This is a genomic window from Faunimonas pinastri (genome assembly GCF_900110915.1).
Classification (GTDB): domain Bacteria; phylum Pseudomonadota; class Alphaproteobacteria; order Rhizobiales; family Afifellaceae; genus Faunimonas; species Faunimonas pinastri.
Genome location: NZ_FOFG01000016.1, coordinates 39,910 through 56,005 on the forward strand (window position 1 = coordinate 39,910; position 16,096 = coordinate 56,005).

Consider the following 16,096-nt stretch of genomic DNA (forward strand, 5'->3'; position numbering starts at 1 on the left):
CGGTGCGCTGGATCGAGCACCTGGGGCGGGTCGCGCGCGAGGCGGCAAGCCGGGTCACCTCCGCCGCGAGCCGAAGGGAAGACCCCGCCGCCGACGATCCCATGGCGCAGGCGGTGGAGGCGTCCAGGCGCGGCGATTACCAGACGGCCCTCGCGCTGTGGGAGCCCATGGCGCGGGCGGGCCATGCGCGCGCGCAAAGCAATATCGGCGCCTGTTTCGCGGAGGGGCTCGGCGTCGAGCAGGACTTCAAGCTGGCTCTGGGTTGGCTGACCGTGGCGGCCGAGGCCGGCGATCCGGTCGGCCAACGCAATCTCGCCGCCCTTTATTTCCGCGGCGACGGCGTCGAGGCCGACGATGCCCGGGCCGAGCAGCTCTACCGGGCCGCCGCCTCGCAGGGCGACGGGCCGGCGCAGGACATGCTGAGCTGGATGCTGCTGGAAGGCGAAGCCACGCCGGGGCGCATCGACGAAGCCCGCCACTGGGCGCTTTCCGCCGCCGATGCCGGCATTGCCAGCGCCATGACGCGCCTCGGCATGATGCATCACAACGCAATCGGCTTCGATCGGGATCCGGTCCGGGCGGCCCATTGGTGGCGGCAGGCGGCGCTCGGCGGCGATGCCGACGGGCAGGCCATGCTCGGCGCGTCGCTGCATCTCGGCAACGGCATCGGTCGCGACGGCCGCGAAGCGTTGACGTGGCTCCTGCGGGCGCAGGCCGGCGGTAGCTCGCTCGCCGCGCCGTTCCTCGAACCCGTCCGCAACACGCTGACGCCCGGGGATATTGCGACCGCCGAACAGGAAGCGACGCTTCCGCCGGCCCTCTCCGCGAGGGGACGCGCGGCATGATCGTCGGCACCGCCGGGCATATCGATCACGGCAAGACCTCGCTGGTGAAGGCGCTTTCCGGGGTCGATACGGACCGGCTGAAGGAAGAGAAGGCGCGCGGGATCACGATCGACCTCGGCTTCGCCTATGTGCCGGCGGGGGAGGGGCATGTCCTCGGCTTCGTCGATGTGCCGGGCCACGAGCGCTTCGTGCACACCATGCTGGCCGGCGCCAGCGGCATAGACATGGCGCTCCTGGTGGTTGCGGCCGATGACGGGCCGATGCCGCAGACGTCGGAGCACCTGGCCATCCTCGATCTGCTTGGCGTCGAGCGCGGCATCGTCGCGCTGAGCAAGGCGGACCTCGTTTCCCCCGAGCGGCTCGCCGAGGTGACGGCGGAGATCGACACGCTGCTGGAGCCGACAGGACTCGCAGGTTCGCCCGTCGTCCCGGTTTCCACGCTGACCGGAGAAGGCGTCGCGGAACTCAAGGCTCGTCTGATCCAGGCCGAACAGGATTTCGTTCGGGCGCGGACCGGGGGCCGTTTCCGTCTTGCCGTCGATCGTTGCTTCACTCTGCAAGGCGCTGGAACCGTGGTCACCGGGACGGTGCTCTCCGGCGCGGTTTCCGTGGGCGACCGCGTGCTGGTGAGCCCGTCGGCGCTGCCGGCGCGCGTCCGGTCGATCCACGCGCAGAACCGGCCGGCCGAGCGCGGCGTGGCGGGGCAGCGTTGCGCCCTCAATCTCGTCGGCGAGGCGATTTCCAAGGAGGCGATCCATCGCGGCGATGTCGTGCTGGATCCCGCCTTGCACGCGCCGACCGATCGTATCGACGCCGACCTTCGCGTGTTGCCGTCCGAGCGCAAGGCGATCGGGCACTGGTTCCCGGTTCGCCTGCACCACCACGCGGCGGAAGTCGGTGCGCGGATCGCGCTCCTGGGCGAGCATTCCGTGCGTCCGGGAGGCACGGGCCGCGTCCAGCTCGTGCTGGACACACCGATCGCCGCGACGGTGGGCGACCGTTACGTCATTCGCGACGTGTCCGCGCAGCGCACGATCGGCGGCGGACGTCTTCTGGATCTCCGGCCGCCGGCCCGCAAGCGCCGTACGGCCGAACGCCTCGCTCAACTCGATGCGCTGACCGCCACCGATCCCGCCGCCGCGTTGTCGGCTTTGCTCGATATCGCGCCGTTCTGGGTGGACGTGACCACCTTCATGCGCGACCGCGCGCTCTCGGAGGAGCAGTCCGCGACGCTGCTGGCGGCGGTCGCGCCGCAAACGCTTCCCGGCGACGGACGCGTCATCGCGCTTTCGCCCGCGCAATGGCAGCGCTTCTCCGCAACGGCCACGGAAACGCTTGAGCGCTTCCACGCCGAGGCGCCGGACGTGCAGGGGCTCGGCCGCGAGAAGCTGCGCAGCCTTGCCGATCCCAAATTGCCGCCCGATGGGGTGGCCGCCGCGCTGCAGATGCTGGCGCGGGCGGGCCTCGTTTCGATCGAGGGCGCCTTCGTGCGTCTGCCGACCCACGAGGTGCGGCTGACGGAGGCAGACGAGGAAATCTGGCGCGAGCTTTTCGGCCATCTCGGCGATGGCGAGCGCTTCCGGCCGCCCCGGGTGCGCGACCTTGCCGGGCTGCTGGCTGTTCCGGAGGGCAATGTCCGCCGCGTGCTGAAACTTTGCGCGCGCCTCGGCCGCGTGGACGAGATCGCGCACGACCACTTCTTCCTGCGCGCCACCACGCGCGAGATGGTGGGCATCGCGATGGATGTCGCGGGAAAGACCCGGGAAGGGCAGTTCAACGCGGCGCTCTTTCGCGACCGCATGAACAATGGCCGCAAGGTCGCGATCCAGATCCTGGAATTCTTCGACCATGCCGGGCTGACGCTCCGCCGGGGCGATCTCCGTCGCCTGAACCCGCAAGCGCTGGATCTCTTCGGAGCAACCGAGGCCGTCGGCATCGAGCGATCCGCCCTGCCGCACGGGCAGGAAACAACGAGGCCCGACCCATGAGTGCCCCCGCCGAAACCGATTTCGACGACTGGCTGATCGAAACCTTCGACAATACCGGCTCGTTCACGGTGCTGATTGTGCTGCTGGGTATCGGAGAAACCGAGGTCGCGTTGCTGCGCTCGGCCTATCTTCACGTGATCGGCAACGATCCGCGCTGGGCCGACATGGTTGCGATGTTTTCCGGTGCGGGCGTCGAGTGGAACGGCGCCGTCTTCTTCCGTGCGGGGGAGGAGGGACTGGTGGAGGACGGGGAAGCGAAGCGCCGCCTGGCGTCGCTCGTCCGGCACCTCCACGAAGACCGGACGATCATTCGAGATGGCGAGTTCTTCAATCGCGACGGACTGCGGCTTTCGCTGGAGGAGCGGGTCACGCACTGAGCGCGACCCGGAATTCGGCGATACGGCTCAGCAGCCGGAGTTCTGGGCGGGCTTCGGCTGCGATTGCGTAGGGTCGAGGCCCGTCGCTGTTTCCGCGTGGGCGTTCGGGGAGTCCGCGCTCGCGCCGGAAGGCGTCGTGCCGATGAACGAGCCGCCCGTGCCACCGCTCCAGCCGGTCGATCCGGCATTGCCCGGTTTCGTGCCCGAGTCGGCGCTTTGGGAAGGCTGCGTCGCCGGCTCGGTCGCCTTAGCCTGTCCGCAGGCGCTCGGCTTCTTCAGCGACTGGTCCGAAACAGGCTGTTGCGCGAAAGCGCACGTCGCCGCGGTAAGGGCCGTCATGAACACCAATGTACCGATCCGCAGACGCATCTGAGTTCCTTTCGTTTGAGAAGGGAACGTGGCCTCCGCGCGCGGGTTCCGCGCGCATGTGTAGGCCGGGGGCGGTGCGCGGCGATCCGGTAGCGGAATGCGGAAAGGCCGCCCCGGGGGCGGCCTTTCGGTGAGAGTTGTCGCCCGAAAGCGCGGGAAGGAAGCTACCAGCGGTAGCTGGCCTTGAGGTAGGCCGTGCGCCGGTCGCCGTAGCTGCACACCGTGGCGCTGCTGCAGGCGGAAACATACTTCTTGTCGAGGATGTTGTTGACGTTGAGCGCGATGCCCCACTTGTCACGCTGGTAGCGGATCGCCGCGTCGAACAGCGTGGCGTCGGGCACTTCCAGCGTGTTGGCCGTATCGGCGTAGGACTTGCCGATGTAGCGCACGCCGCCGCCGAAGCTCACGCCCTCGAAGCGGCCCTTCTGCAGGGTGTAGTCGAGCCAGAGTGAAGCCAGCGTATCCGGGACGACCGTGGGCCGCTTGCCGATGATGGACGCATCCGGATCGTCGGTGACTTCCAGGTCGTAGGCCGTGATCGAGGCGATCGCCTTCAGCCCGTTGGTCAACTGGGCGACGCCCTCCGCTTCCACGCCGCGCGAACGCACTTCGCCGATCTGCACGGTGTTCAGGATGTTGTTGGGGTCGGTCGTCTGGGTATTGGTGCGGGTCAGGTTGAACGCCGAGACCGTGATCGAGCTCTTCGAGCCCGGTGCCTGGTACTTCAGGCCGGCCTCGTACTCGTCCGCCTCCTCAGGCTTGTAGGCCTGGCCGTAATAGTTGGTGCCGATTACCGTATTGAACGCATGCGAGACGCTGACATACGGCGTCAGGCCGTTGTCGAAGAGGTAGGCAAGCCCGGCGCGGCCGCTGAAAGCTCCGTCGTCATTGCTGTAGCCGGTGCCGGTCAGGCGGTTGTCGACATCGGTCCAGAGATGGTCGTATCGGCCGCTCAGCGTCAGGAGCCATTTGTCGAGCTTGACCTGGTCCTGCACGTAGGTGCCGAGTTGCTGAAGCTCGTAGCGAGTCTTCAGGTAGGGCGTCGTGGAGAAGGCGTCGGAGCTGTACTGCGGATCCGCCGCGCTGATCGACGTGCCGAGGCCCGATCCCTGCTTGTCGTCCAGGTGGTAGTTCCGATAGTCGAGCCCGAAGAGCAGCTTGTGGGTCAGCGGACCGGTCGCGAAATCGACCTGCGCCTGGGTGTCGGCGGTGAGGAAGTTGACCTCCGGCGTCGTGCGGAAGGCATAGCGGCCGAGCTGGTACGTATTGGTCGGGTCGGTGAGATCGGAATTGACGTAGCCGTAGGGCGCCAGTTCCTGCTCGACGATCTTGAGGTGCGAATAGCGAAGGTTCTGCCGCACCGTCCAGTTGCCGTCGAACTTGTGCTCGAACTCGTAGCCGATCATCTCCTGCTGGCGATAGAACTTGTCGTAGTTCTTCTCGCTATAGAAGAAGTCGCTGGCGATCCGGCCAAAAGGTGCGCGCTTCACCGTGCCGTAATAGGGCAGGAAGCCGCTCGGATGATTGACGTCGTCATGCTCGTAGGAGCCGAGCAGCGTCAGCGTGGTGCTGTCGTTCGGGCGGAAGGTGACGGCAGGCGCGATATAGCCGCGGAAATCGTCGGCCTTGTCGGTCTGCGTGCCGCCGCCATGGATGAGGCCGGTCAGGCGATAGGACCAGACGCCGTTCGGATCGGCCTTTCCACCCATGTCGAAAGCGCCATAGGCGTTGCCGTTGGAATTCACGCCGGTCTCGACGTAGTGCAGCGGCTCCGTGGTCGGGTGCTTGCTGACGAGGTTGATCAGCCCGCCCGGCGAGCTGCCGCCGTAGAGCACGGAAGCGGGGCCGCGCAGCACTTCGATGCGATCGAGGCCGAAGGGTTCGTTCTTGAAGCCGGCAAAGGCGTAGCCATATTCCGCCAGCCCATCGCGGAAGAGGCTGTCCTGACCAACCTGGAAGCCGCGAATGAAGAGCCATTCGGTGCGGGGATCCGGCCCGTAGGTCTGGGCGCGGACGCCGGCGGTGTAACGCAGGGCCTCGTCCAGCGACTGGGCCTGCCGGTCCTCGATCTCTTCGCGGCCGAGCACGGCGATGGACTGCGGCACTTCCCGGATCGGCGTGTCGGTCTTGGTCGCGACCGCGCTCTGGCTGGCGACATAGCCGGGCACCGGACCCTTGGCCGTCTCTCCGGAGCCCTGCACCTCCACCGTGCTGAGCTGGATCGTGTCGCCACCGGCCGCCGCCGTGTTGGCGTCGGCGGTGTCCTGGGCCCAGCCGGTGGCGGGGATCGTCAGCAGCGCTGCTCCGGACAGAAGGGCCAAACCGAGGCGGGGTGAAGCTCTCATTTTTTCAAAACTCCCAGGCGACACCGACCCTCTCTTTGGAGCGAGTCTAAACCTGAACAAATACATCAAGTTTTCGGATAGTGGGGTCTGGAGGCTTCGACAAGGTGGCGCGAAAGGTTGCCGGGAACTGTTGCCGGAATCACACTCTCCGGAAACGGGACGTCCCGGTCGCGGGCCGATCGTCCGCGAGATCGTCGTTGGCTGACCCGACCCTGGTTGGGTCGGGGCTGCGATTTGCCGCGCCGTTTCGAGGCATTTCGGCTGGAAAGGGCAGCCATCAGGCTTAGGTTAAAGGGTTCAACAACGGAGGAACCGGGTGAACCTGCCACTCACGCTTGCCAATCTCGCCGGCACCGTAGCGCTGCTTCTGTGGGGCGTGCACATGGTGCAAACGGGTGTGCAGCGTGCGTTCGGCGCGCGCCTCGGACAATTCCTGGCAAAGGCGACGAAGAACCGCCTCGCCGCCTTCCTGGCTGGCATGGGCGTCACCGCCATCCTGCAGAGCAGCACGGCGACGGGCCTGATGGTTACAGGCTTCGCCGCGCAGGGGCTGGTCGATCTCGTGCCGTCGCTGGCCGTCATGCTGGGTGCCAATGTCGGCTCGACGCTGATCGTGCAGGTTCTTTCCTTCAATGTCAGCGAGATCGCGCCGGTGCTGGTGCTGATCGGCGTGCTGATGTTTCGCCGGGGGACTGCCGGCACGCACGATCTCGGCCGTGTCTTTATCGGACTCGGGCTGATCCTGATGGCGCTCGGCCAGTTCCTGCAGCTGATCGAGCCCTACGAGGACCTGCCGAGCCTCCGCATGCTGCTGGGCGCCGTGGCCTCGCAGCCGCTGCTCGACGTCGTGCTGGCGGCGGGGCTCACCTGGGCGGCGCATTCCAGCGTGGCGGTGGTGATCCTCGTCATGTCCTTCGCGGCCAAGGGTGTCGTTCCGCCCGAGGCAGCCTTCGCGCTGGTGCTCGGCGCCAATCTCGGCACGGCGATCAATCCGGTGCTGGAAGGAGCGGCCGGCAACGATCCGGCGGCGCGCCGCCTGCCGCTGGGCAACCTGCTGAACCGCTGCGTGGGCGTGGCGCTGGCGCTTCTCCTGCTGCCCACGATCTCGCGGTGGATGGTGAGGATCGAGCCGGATGACGCACGCTCGGTCGCCGACTTCCACACCGCGTTCAACGTCGTGCTGGCGGTGGTTTTCCTGCCGATGCTCCGGCCCTACGCACGAATCCTCCGGCGCTGGTTGCCGTCGCGCGTCGATGCTGCCGATCCGGCGAAACCGATCTATCTAGACGCGTCGGCCCGCGACGTGCCGTTCCTGGCCCTCGGCGCCGCCGCCCGCGAGGCGTTGCGGCTCGTCGATATCCTTGAAACCATGCTGCAGGGCTTTCGCGACGCCATCGACAAGCCCGACCGTCGCCAGATCACCGAGGCCAAGCAGGTCGACGACATCCTCGACAGGCTGAACAGCGCCATCAAGCGCTATCTCGTCTCGCTCGACGTGGAGGCACTGGGCGAGGAGGACCTTGCCCGGCTGAACCAGATCCTCGTCTTCTCCACCAACATGGAGCAGGCGGGGGATATCGTGGATCGCCATCTCCTCGGCTTCGCCAGCCGCAAGCTGGAGCGGGGCCTGTCCTCGTCGCGCGAGAGCCGCGAGGAACTCCTGGCCATCGTCGATCGGCTGCTCTCCAACCTGCGGGCCGCCGCCACCGTCTTCATGACCGACGACACGCGCGCGGCTCGCCTCCTGGCCGACGAGAAGCGGGCTTTCCGGCAGATCGAGGCCAGGGCAACAAAGGCGCATTTCGATCAGCTGAAGTCCGGCAACGACGGGAACGTCGAGGCGAGCACGCTGCATCTCGATCTCATGCGCGACCTGAAGCAGGTCAACGCGCACCTCGTGGCCTCCGCCGCCTATCCGGTGCTGGAGCGCCACGGCGATCTGCTGCCCAGCCGGCTGAAAAAGACCTAGTCGGCGGGACAATTCACCGCTCATCAAGGGAAGGGGTGCGAACGTCACGAAAGTGTCATAAAGGCTAGTCGCCCAAAGACGCCCGGAGGGGTTGGATGAACTGGTTCCGCAAACTGCTGCCGAAAGAGGATCGCTTCTTCACGCTTTTCGAGCAGCATGCCCGGACGGCCACCGAAGCTGCGAAGACCCTTGAGGCCCTGCTTGCCGGCGGCGAGGAAGTGCCCCAGCGCTGCCGCGAGATCGCGACGATCGAGCACAAGGCCGACGATATCACCCGCGAGGTGATCCTGGCGATCCGCGCGAGCTTCATCACCCCGTTCGATCGGGGTGACATCAAGGACCTGATCTCGCGGATGGACGACGCTGTCGACCAGATGCACCAGACGGCCAAGGCGATCACGCTGTTCAAGACGCGGGAGTTCGAGCCGGAAATGCGGGAGATGGGCGCGGCCATCGTCGCCTGCGCCCGCCTGCTGGAAGAGGTGATGCCGCTGCTCTCCGCGCTCAGCCGCAATGCCGCGCCGATCAGCGACCTCTGCCTGCGGATCTCCACCCTGGAGGGGCAGGCCGACGATGTTTACGACCGCGGCATGAAGGCGCTCTTCAAGGACGGCATGCCGGACGCGATGAACTACATCGTGCGCAGCCAGATCTACGATCACCTGGAGGAGGTGATCGACCATTTCGAAGACATCGCCGACCAGATCCAGGGCATCGTTGTCGAGCATGTCTGAGCGCGGAGCCCACGCCGCATGAGCCTGACCGCCAGCATGCTGCCCATCATCGCGCTGATCGCCATCGCGCTGCTGTTCGATTTCCTGAACGGGCTGCACGATGCCGCGAACTCCATCGCCACCGTGGTGTCCACCCGCGTGCTGCCACCCAAGGCCGCCGTGTTCTGGGCGGCCTTCTTCAATTTCGTGGCCTTCCTCGTCTTCGGCCTGCATGTTGCGGATACGCTGGGCACCGGCATCGTCAGCATGGGCGTCCTGGACAGCTATGTGCTTTTCGGCGCGCTGATGGGGGCGATCGCGTGGAACCTGCTCACCTGGTGGGCGGGCATTCCTTCCTCCAGCTCCCACGCGCTTGTCGGCGGCCTGCTGGGCGCCGGCATCGCCAAGGCCGGGTTCAGCGCGATCGTCTGGAACGGCGTGCTCAAGACCATCGGCGCCATCGTGCTGTCGCCGGCGCTGGGCTTCTTCCTGGCGCTGCTGCTCGTTCTGGTGGTGACGTGGATCGTGGCGCGCCGGACCCCTTTCGCGGTGGACCGCAGCTTCCGCGTCCTGCAGTTCATCTCCGCCGCCCTGTATTCCCTCGGCCACGGCGGCAACGACGCGCAGAAGACGATGGGCATCATCGCGGGCCTGCTCTATGCCGGCGGCTTCCTCACCGGCCCCTTCCACGTGCCGCTCTGGGTGGTGCTCGCCTGTCAGTCGGCGATGGCTTGCGGCACGCTGTTCGGCGGCTGGCGCATCGTTCGCACCATGGGATCGCGCATCACCGACCTCAACCCGATGCAGGGTTTCTGCGCGGAGATCGGCGGCGCGATCACGCTGTTCCTCGCGACCTATCTGGGCATCCCCGTTTCCACCACGCATACGATCACCGGCGCGATCGTGGCTGTCGGCGCGGCGCGGCGCACGCGCGCGGTGCGCTGGAACGTCGCCAGCAGCATCGTCGTGGCCTGGGTGGTCACCATCCCCGCCGCTGGTCTGGTCGGCGCCCTGTTCTACGCAGTCGCCCGGCTCTTCGCGTAAACGTCCAAGCGGGGCTGGTCTTTGCCCTACGCCTCGCGGGCCAAGGTGTCGCCTTGGCCCGCACGGTTTCATCGCCTAAGTGTTTCCGACCGTCCTTCCGGGCGGATCCTTGCAGTGTGACGGGCCGAACCACGGAATGTCGGAAACCTCGTTGGAGCGCGCGCGCGCCGGAAAGACCGGTCGGCCTTCCCGCCAGACGTCGCTGGAGCTGACGCAGCGGATTCTGGATGTCGCGACCGCGATGTTCCTGGAATGCGGCTATGGCGCCTCCAGCGTCGACACGCTGGCGGCCGTCGCGTGCATTTCCAAGCGCACCTTCTACGCTCGTTTTCCCTCCAAGGCGGATCTCTTCGAGGCGGTGATCGTCCGCTACATCAACGATCGGCTGTCCGGTTTCGAGAGCGAGATCGTTGCCTGCGACGACCTGCGCCAGACGCTGACGGACATCGCGACCGGGCTCCTGAAACGGACGCTGACGCCCGAAACCATCGCGCTCGATCGCATGATCACGGGGGAGGTGAAGCAGTTCCCGGAACTCGCCCGCACCCTCTACGACCACGGTGTCGTTCGCGTCGCCGGGGCGGTGGGGCGGGTCATCGAACAGGCGATCGGGCGGGGCGAGATCGCGGGCGGGGAGGTGGATTTCCTCGCCATCTCCTTCATCGACCTCACTGTCGGCCCGGCACTCCGTCGTGCCAGCCTCGGTCTCGAACCGGCGATCTTCAGCGACAAGAACGAGGTGCATGTCCGCAAGGCGGTCGACCTCTTCCTCAATGGCTGCCGCCGGCAGAGCGGCGAGCCCTGACGCGCGGCGGCGGAAACGATCGCTGGCGGCTTTCAACAATCGAGCGGGATGACAGACGAGTGGACGTGACCGGTAGCCATGGTGTCGGGGAGGACGCGCGCGCCGCGCTGCTGGAACTCCTCGTCTGGCGGCGAGACGTGCGGCGCTTCAGGACGGACCCGCTGCCATCGGGCGCATTCGAGCGGCTGGTCGAGACCGCCTGCCTCGCGCCCTCCGTCGGGTTGAGCCAGCCTTGGCGTTTCGTGCTGGTGGAAGCGCCGGAAAGGCGCCGTGCCGTCCGCGCTTCATTCGAGGCGTGCAATGCGGAAGCCTTGTCCCGCCAGAGCGGCGAGCGCGCGGCGCTTTATGCCGGGCTGAAGCTCGCCGGCCTGGACGAGGCACCGATCCAGTTCGCCGTCTTTGCCGACCGCGCCACGAGCCAGGGTCACGGCCTCGGCCGCATGACCATGCCGGAAACAATCGATTATTCCGCCGTGATGGCGCTCTACACGCTCTGGCTCGCCGCGCGAACGGAGGGGATTGGCCTTGGCTGGGTCTCCATCCTCGACCCGGTGGCGGTTGCCGCCGCGCTCGACGTGCCGGCCGGCTGGAGCTTCATCGGCTATTTCTGCCTGGGCTACCCCGTCGAGGAAACCGACGTCCCCACGCTGGAGCGGGACGGCTGGGAACGGCGCTGCGATCCCCGGGCCGTACTCGTCCGGCGCTGATGGGACGGGTCAGTCCTTCGGCAGGATCAGCCTGGTGTCGCCGGGTTCGTGCCCCTGCAGAACGCTGGTCTCCTGCTCCGTCCGGAAGAGGGTCCATGCCGCGATGAAGAGCGCCGCGATCAGCGGCCCGATCACGAAGCCGTTGATGCCGAGCAGCGACATGCCGCCGACCGTGGAGATCAGCACGACATAGTCGGGCAGCTTGGTTTCCTTGCCGACCAGCGGCGGCCGCAGCAGATTGTCGACGAGGCCGATCACAGCGACGCCCACGAAGATCAGGATGATGCCCTTGATGTAGGATCCCGTGACCAGCAGGTAGAGGGCGACGGGCGCCCAGACGACGGCCGCGCCGATGGCCGGCAACAGCGACAGGAACGCCATCAGCACGCCCCAGAGCAGGGCTCCCTCGATGCCGATCAGCCAGAAGGTGACCCCGCCGATCACGCCCTGGACGACGGCGATGATGACGTTGCCCTTGACGGTTGCCCGGACGACGGCGGCGAACTTGCCGAGAAGCTGGTTGGTGTACTCGTGGCTGAGCGGCATCGAAGCGCGAATCGCGCGGCTGATCCTGCGCCCGTCGCGAAACAGGAAGAACAGCAGATAGAGCATGATGCCGAAGCTCACCACGAACTGAAGCGTGTTCTGTCCGATGCTGAGCGCACGTCCCGCGACGAGCTGGCTTGCCTGCATGGCAGCGGAGGAGAGCTTCTCGCGCACGATGCCGAGATCGACGCCGGCATCGTTCATCCAGCCCTTGATGGATTCGGGAATCGCGGCCTGGAAGCGGGTGAAGTACTCGCCGAAATCGATGTTTCGATCGTGCACCTTCTGCACCACCGTGACGCCTTCCTGGACCAGCGAGGTCATCAGCACCGCGACCGGAATGATCGCCAGAAGGATGCAGACGAGCACGCTGAGGAGCGCCGCCACGTTGGCCCTTCGCGGAAGACGGTTTTCCAGCGCGCGATGCATCGGCTGAAAGATGATCGCCAGGATCACAGCCCACAGGACGGCGCTGTAATAGGGCAGCAGCAGCCAGCCGAATGCGACGGTGATGACCGCCAACAGCAGAAAGAACGCCTTGCGCTGGACCGGAATGTTCATGGTTCTCCTTGCGACGACCTGCAAACAGCGCGCGTGCCACCATGTTCCATCGGACGACGTTTCGATCAACCGAATGAATCACGAACAATGTCGCAGGGGCGCCCGACGGTCGATCCGTCGCCGGGCGCTCGGCCTAATGGTCAGAGGTCGTTTTTCTCGTCCGGCAGTTCGTGACCGCGGCGCTGGAGAATGCGATCCGCGACGGGGACCATCCCGAAGGGCACCAGAAGCACGGAAGTGCCCGCGATGGCACGCGAGCCGGTGACCAGCCAGAGGCCGGAGCAGATGATCGTGGACAAGAGGGCGACGAGCATCACGCCCCTGGCAATATAACCCATCGGGTTCTCCCGGTTTTCACCGGGCGCAGATGGCCGACCTGCGACAATCTGTCAAGCGTGCCTGTCGCGGGCTCGATGGGAGAAGGGCTTTAGACCGCCGGTCGCGGGATCGGCGGTCTTTCCTGACCGACCGTCGCCGTCTCAGGCGCGGTCAGTCTTGTTGCTCACCGGCGGTGCAGGCCGGCCCCGCAATCGCCCGAAACATGGCCGGCGGAAGAGCCCGGTCGGTCGAGCGCCTGGGCGAGCTGCTGGCGCAGATCCTCAAGATGATTGAGTGCCAGTCGTTCCTTCGCGGTCTTCGAGGCCACGGCCAGACTATGTCTTCGCACTGCGTTGAGCTGGTCGAGATTCGTCTTCAGCATGAAAAAACCTCCCCGATAGGCGGCATGGGGATAAGCTTTCTTGTCGTTTGCCGCACAGGTTCAATTCGTGAGGAGCCAGCTTGTTCCTCTTGTATGAGGCGGCGTCCCCGATTGCGGTTTATTCTCCCGGCTGAGGTCGGGTGAGTGCTTCGCGCCCGGAGGCGCTGTCCCGCCCGACCATTCTCTCCGTCCTGAGGAAATCATGTCCATCGACCCGCAGCAACAGAAACCCCCGCCGATCGAGCCGACGATCCGCACCATCGCCATGCCGGCCGACACCAATCCGGCGGGAGACATCTTCGGCGGCTGGCTGTTGGCGCAGATGGATTTCGCCGCCGGTGCGGCCGCCGCGCGCCGGGCACGTGGGCGCTGCGCCACGATCGCCATCGACGCGATGACGTTTCTGCGGCCGGTGCTGGTGGGTGACGAGGTGAGTTTCTACGCGGAAATCGTCAAGGTCGGGCGAACCTCGATGCACATCAGGGTCAAGGCCTGGCGTCGCGACCGCGAAAGCGAGGAAACGGAACAGGTGACGGAGGGTACGTTCACCTTCGTGGCGATCGATTCCAGCGGGCGACCTCGTCCGATCGAGTCGGAAGGCGGGAATAACTGACGATCCAGCCGGCGGGTTCTCCCGCCGGCGATGTCAGGTGGATCAGATCCACTGCGAGGCTTGCGCCTCGTCCGGCACCTTGCCCTGCGGCGTCATGCCGTCGACCACGTGGGGCAGCATGCGGGAGAGCTCGGAGAGAACTTCCTGGTGAGGCACGCCGGTCTGGCGCGAAAGTTCGTCCACCGTGTCGCTGCCCAGCGCGTCGTTCAGCTGTGCAGGTTCGAGCTGACGGTTCTCGCCGTTGCCGATCCAGGAATTCGCCACGTCGCCATGGCCGCTCTGCTGCAGTTGCTGAAGCAGGCCGCCGAGACCGCCGGCAATGACGGGACCGGACATGCCGCCGGAACCGTTCAGCACCTGGCCTAGGATGCTGCCCAATCCGCCACCGCCACCGCCACCCAGCGCGCCGCCCAAACCTCCGCCAAGCCCGCCGCCGGGCTGCGCCGAGGCGCCCTGATTGCCGAGACCGCCGAGCAGGCCCCCCAAACCGCCGAGACCGCCCTGGCCGCCTGCCGCGCGTGCGGCGAACATGGCCAGCAGCAGCTTGACGAGCTGGGAGGACATGCCGCTCCCACCGGCCTGGCCCGGAGCCTGGGCCTGGCCCTGAGCCTGGCTTTGCCCTGCCGTGTCATAGCCGGTGCTCTGGCCGAGCCCGGAGCGGTTCAGCGCGGAGCCGATGACGTCGTCGAGAAAACCCATCTGCGTTCCCCTTCAAAAGAAAAAGGGCCCGCCTCGAAAGGCGGACCCGCTTTGTGCCGTTACGATCAGCGCTTGGTGCGGCCATCCGTGTCGATGATGGAATTGCCGCGCTCGTCCTCGACCTCCACCTCGGTGTGACGAACCGTGTCGGATACGGTCTGCGTCCGCTGGCCGACTTCCTTGTTGATGACGAGTTCCTCGCGAACCCGCGCATCCTTGGCGATCACGGCCTCTTCGGCGCGCTCTTCAACCTCGATGGTGCGATCCTTGAAGAGCTGCTCGTCGCCGGTGAGCGCGCGGTCGACCGCACGGCGCTCGACGCTGACGCGTTCGTCGCGCAGGGAGACTTCCTCGTTGACGGGCGTTTCCACGACGTAAGAGCGGACGCGGACGCGACCGTGGCTGACGTCGCGCTTGCCGACGCGGAGCTCTTCCTCGACGATCGGGATCACTTCCTCGCGGCCCGTCGCCAGCGTATCGGAGCCGTACGCGGCGACCGTATCGGAAGAAGCGTAGCCGGCGACCGTGTCGGACGCGTAGCCGCCGGTCAGCGACGAAGCGGTGCCCGTGGTGCCGACCGCGGCCAGCGTGTCGCTGCCGAGCGTGTCGCCGGAACCGGTGTAGCCGGTGCTGGTGCCGGGCAGGCGGCCCGTCTCATAGGCGCCGGGGGTCGTGTCCGACCAGCCTTCCGAGCGCCACGACTGGGCGCGCTCGTCGATATCGACGCTGCCTTCGTCGTCCAGAATGTCGAGCGCCCGCTCGTAATCGGCGTCGGTGGTGGCGACGGAGACGACGTAGCCGCCGCGGCGCAGACCCTCGCTGTAGGTGCGGGTGTCTTCCTCCGGCAGGAACAGATCCTTCAGGGATTCCCAGAAGCCACGATCTTCATCGGCGGCGCGGGTGGTCGTGCCCGTTGCGCCGCTTTCGTTGCCGGCAATCAGGCGTACGCTGGTGAAACCCTCCGAACGGAGCTTGCTGACCGCATCGTTGGCGTGGTCGCGGGAATCGAAATAGGCCGTAACCGTCCGGCTGCCGCCGCTGCTTGCTTCATACGTCATGGCTGGTCTCCTCGTTTGATTGTGTTGGTCGAACCTGGCGAAAGGCTTGCCGCATCGTCGCCGTTCTGTTCGTCGCCTGCCGTCCGTTCCACCGTCGCCGTCTGCCTGCGCAAGGTAACGGGCACATGGACTTCTTCTCTGGTGGCAACCCGACGGATGTGCAGCTCTTCCTTCAGGACGAGCCGCTTCTCCACGAAAAGGACTTCTTCCAGGATGGGCACGATGGTGACGTCGCCCTCCGTCCGCAGGGACGGGGCCTCAGTCACGACCCTGTCGATAGCCACGCGCGTGACCTCGACTTCTTCCCCATGCAGAACCGCACTCGCGATGTCGTCGAAGGACTCGACCCGGGTTTCCACCCGGACCTTGCCTGAAACCACTTCGCGGGCTTCGACATGTGCCTCCTCTTCAAGAAGAGGCACGACAAGATCCTGTCCCTCCGGCGAGCCGCCGGTCGGGTCGTTGGGTTGCTGCATGTTTACCTTTCCGTCGCCGCAGCCAAACGTCGGAAACGAAGGCCGGTTCCGTTATTTCGCAGTCGAACAAAATGTTCTTGGGTGCGGGCCGGAAAAACTCTGGTCCGGCAATCAAAACGCGAAAGTTGCCGAAATATGTCAGTATTGGGGCGGGACTGTTTCGGGTGTTTGTTCGCTCCGAGCGAGGGAACTGTCGGCTCGGGGCGGAGTGGTGCCGCGAGCGGTTTGCCGCGAGGAAAGTTTGCCTGCTACATTCCTGTTCGCGGGGCAGGTGGAAATTT

At 66.3% G+C, this 16,096-nt stretch carries 17 protein-coding genes; 9 read left to right on the forward strand and 8 right to left on the reverse strand.

Translation table 11 applies throughout. From position 1 onward, the window contains the following. The first annotated feature begins 2 nt into the window (after window positions 1-2). Genes BMY25_RS17380 through BMY25_RS17390 form a run of 3 tightly spaced genes read left to right on the forward strand, consistent with a single transcriptional unit; the run spans window position 3 to window position 3,210 of the window. Window positions 3-845 carry a tetratricopeptide repeat protein gene (locus BMY25_RS17380; protein WP_428976983.1) on the forward strand — a complete coding sequence of 281 codons (843 nt, stop codon included), beginning with the start codon at window positions 3-5 and terminating at the stop codon, window positions 843-845. Next, window positions 842-2,833, forward strand: a complete 1,992-nt coding sequence (gene selB / locus BMY25_RS17385) for a selenocysteine-specific translation elongation factor (protein ID WP_092498917.1) — start codon at window positions 842-844, stop codon at window positions 2,831-2,833. Before BMY25_RS17380 ends, selB begins: the two co-directional genes overlap by 4 nt. Continuing rightward, window positions 2,830-3,210: a hypothetical protein gene (locus tag BMY25_RS17390; protein ID WP_092498919.1), complete on the forward strand. Its 381-nt coding sequence runs from the start codon at window positions 2,830-2,832 to the stop codon at window positions 3,208-3,210. The genes selB and BMY25_RS17390 overlap by 4 nt, the downstream gene beginning before the upstream one ends. A 27-nt stretch (window positions 3,211-3,237) precedes the next feature. On the opposite strand, the gene BMY25_RS17395 is transcribed toward BMY25_RS17390, so the two are convergent. After that, on the reverse strand, window positions 3,238-3,579 hold the full coding sequence (locus BMY25_RS17395; protein ID WP_092498921.1) for a hypothetical protein: 342 nt from the start codon (window positions 3,577-3,579) through the stop codon (window positions 3,238-3,240). Window positions 3,580-3,743: 164 nt separating this feature from the next. Beyond that, window positions 3,744-5,924, reverse strand: a complete 2,181-nt coding sequence (locus BMY25_RS17400) for a TonB-dependent siderophore receptor (protein WP_092498923.1) — start codon at window positions 5,922-5,924, stop codon at window positions 3,744-3,746. A gap of 316 nt (window positions 5,925-6,240) precedes the next feature. Between BMY25_RS17400 and BMY25_RS17405 the strand changes: the two genes are divergently transcribed. From BMY25_RS17405 to bluB, 5 genes are all read left to right on the forward strand, one after another. Next, window positions 6,241-7,893 (forward strand): Na/Pi cotransporter family protein, encoded by a 1,653-nt coding sequence (locus BMY25_RS17405; RefSeq protein WP_092498925.1) that lies wholly within the window; start codon window positions 6,241-6,243, stop codon window positions 7,891-7,893. A 95-nt stretch (window positions 7,894-7,988) separates the two neighbouring features. Then, window positions 7,989-8,627, forward strand: coding sequence for a DUF47 domain-containing protein (locus tag BMY25_RS17410; RefSeq protein ID WP_092498927.1), 639 nt, complete (start codon window positions 7,989-7,991; stop codon window positions 8,625-8,627). Window positions 8,628-8,645: 18 nt separating this feature from the next. After that, on the forward strand, window positions 8,646-9,650 hold the full coding sequence (locus BMY25_RS17415) for an inorganic phosphate transporter (RefSeq protein WP_092498929.1): 1,005 nt from the start codon (window positions 8,646-8,648) through the stop codon (window positions 9,648-9,650). A gap of 136 nt (window positions 9,651-9,786) precedes the next feature. After that, the gene (locus BMY25_RS20905) at window positions 9,787-10,455 is read left to right on the forward strand and encodes a TetR/AcrR family transcriptional regulator (protein ID WP_177176917.1); all 669 of its coding nucleotides are present in this window, start codon (window positions 9,787-9,789) and stop codon (window positions 10,453-10,455) included. A gap of 65 nt (window positions 10,456-10,520) precedes the next feature. Further along, complete coding sequence (gene bluB, locus BMY25_RS20910) at window positions 10,521-11,162, forward strand: 5,6-dimethylbenzimidazole synthase (RefSeq protein WP_177176925.1); 642 nt, start codon at window positions 10,521-10,523, stop codon at window positions 11,160-11,162. A gap of 9 nt (window positions 11,163-11,171) precedes the next feature. Here bluB and BMY25_RS17425 read toward each other — a convergent pair whose 3' ends face one another. The 3 genes from BMY25_RS17425 to BMY25_RS17435 all read right to left on the reverse strand — a co-directional run bounded on the left by BMY25_RS17425 (window position 11,172) and on the right by BMY25_RS17435 (window position 12,969). After that, window positions 11,172-12,269: an AI-2E family transporter gene (locus BMY25_RS17425; protein ID WP_092498931.1), complete on the reverse strand. Its 1,098-nt coding sequence runs from the start codon at window positions 12,267-12,269 to the stop codon at window positions 11,172-11,174. Window positions 12,270-12,409: 140 nt separating this feature from the next. After that, complete coding sequence (locus BMY25_RS17430; RefSeq protein ID WP_092498933.1) at window positions 12,410-12,607, reverse strand: hypothetical protein; 198 nt, start codon at window positions 12,605-12,607, stop codon at window positions 12,410-12,412. Window positions 12,608-12,771: 164 nt separating this feature from the next. Next, a complete protein-coding gene (locus BMY25_RS17435) occupies window positions 12,772-12,969 on the reverse strand; it encodes a hypothetical protein (protein WP_092498935.1) in 198 nt (65 codons plus the stop codon). A gap of 202 nt (window positions 12,970-13,171) precedes the next feature. Between BMY25_RS17435 and BMY25_RS17440 the strand changes: the two genes are divergently transcribed. Beyond that, on the forward strand, window positions 13,172-13,582 hold the full coding sequence (locus BMY25_RS17440; RefSeq protein WP_092498937.1) for an acyl-CoA thioesterase: 411 nt from the start codon (window positions 13,172-13,174) through the stop codon (window positions 13,580-13,582). Window positions 13,583-13,624: 42 nt separating this feature from the next. Here BMY25_RS17440 and BMY25_RS17445 read toward each other — a convergent pair whose 3' ends face one another. The 3 genes from BMY25_RS17445 to BMY25_RS17455 form a co-directional block, all read right to left on the reverse strand. Beyond that, on the reverse strand, window positions 13,625-14,281 hold the full coding sequence (locus BMY25_RS17445) for a YidB family protein (RefSeq protein WP_143062038.1): 657 nt from the start codon (window positions 14,279-14,281) through the stop codon (window positions 13,625-13,627). Window positions 14,282-14,346: 65 nt separating this feature from the next. Beyond that, window positions 14,347-15,339 carry a YsnF/AvaK domain-containing protein gene (locus BMY25_RS17450; RefSeq protein WP_092498939.1) on the reverse strand — a complete coding sequence of 331 codons (993 nt, stop codon included), beginning with the start codon at window positions 15,337-15,339 and terminating at the stop codon, window positions 14,347-14,349. Further along, window positions 15,336-15,815, reverse strand: a complete 480-nt coding sequence (locus BMY25_RS17455) for a YsnF/AvaK domain-containing protein (RefSeq protein WP_092498941.1) — start codon at window positions 15,813-15,815, stop codon at window positions 15,336-15,338. Before BMY25_RS17455 ends, BMY25_RS17450 begins: the two co-directional genes overlap by 4 nt. Window positions 15,816-16,096 lie beyond the last annotated feature (281 nt).

Coding starts and splice junctions, on each gene's coding strand:
- BMY25_RS17440 (WP_092498937.1), top strand. CDS start 13,172: ATGTCCATCGACCCGCAGCAACAGAAACCCCCGCCGATCGAGCCGACG.
- BMY25_RS17450 (WP_092498939.1), bottom strand. CDS start 15,339: ATGACGTATGAAGCAAGCAGCGGCGGCAGCCGGACGGTTACGGCCTAT.
- BMY25_RS17395 (WP_092498921.1), bottom strand. CDS start 3,579: ATGCGTCTGCGGATCGGTACATTGGTGTTCATGACGGCCCTTACCGCG.
- BMY25_RS17390 (WP_092498919.1), top strand. CDS start 2,830: ATGAGTGCCCCCGCCGAAACCGATTTCGACGACTGGCTGATCGAAACC.
- BMY25_RS17430 (WP_092498933.1), bottom strand. CDS start 12,607: ATGGGTTATATTGCCAGGGGCGTGATGCTCGTCGCCCTCTTGTCCACG.
- BMY25_RS20905 (WP_177176917.1), top strand. CDS start 9,787: ATGTCGGAAACCTCGTTGGAGCGCGCGCGCGCCGGAAAGACCGGTCGG.
- BMY25_RS17435 (WP_092498935.1), bottom strand. CDS start 12,969: ATGCTGAAGACGAATCTCGACCAGCTCAACGCAGTGCGAAGACATAGT.
- BMY25_RS17455 (WP_092498941.1), bottom strand. CDS start 15,815: ATGCAGCAACCCAACGACCCGACCGGCGGCTCGCCGGAGGGACAGGAT.
- BMY25_RS17425 (WP_092498931.1), bottom strand. CDS start 12,269: ATGAACATTCCGGTCCAGCGCAAGGCGTTCTTTCTGCTGTTGGCGGTC.
- BMY25_RS17400 (WP_092498923.1), bottom strand. CDS start 5,924: ATGAGAGCTTCACCCCGCCTCGGTTTGGCCCTTCTGTCCGGAGCAGCG.
- BMY25_RS17445 (WP_143062038.1), bottom strand. CDS start 14,281: ATGGGTTTTCTCGACGACGTCATCGGCTCCGCGCTGAACCGCTCCGGG.
- selB (WP_092498917.1), top strand. CDS start 842: ATGATCGTCGGCACCGCCGGGCATATCGATCACGGCAAGACCTCGCTG.
- BMY25_RS17415 (WP_092498929.1), top strand. CDS start 8,646: ATGAGCCTGACCGCCAGCATGCTGCCCATCATCGCGCTGATCGCCATC.
- BMY25_RS17410 (WP_092498927.1), top strand. CDS start 7,989: ATGAACTGGTTCCGCAAACTGCTGCCGAAAGAGGATCGCTTCTTCACG.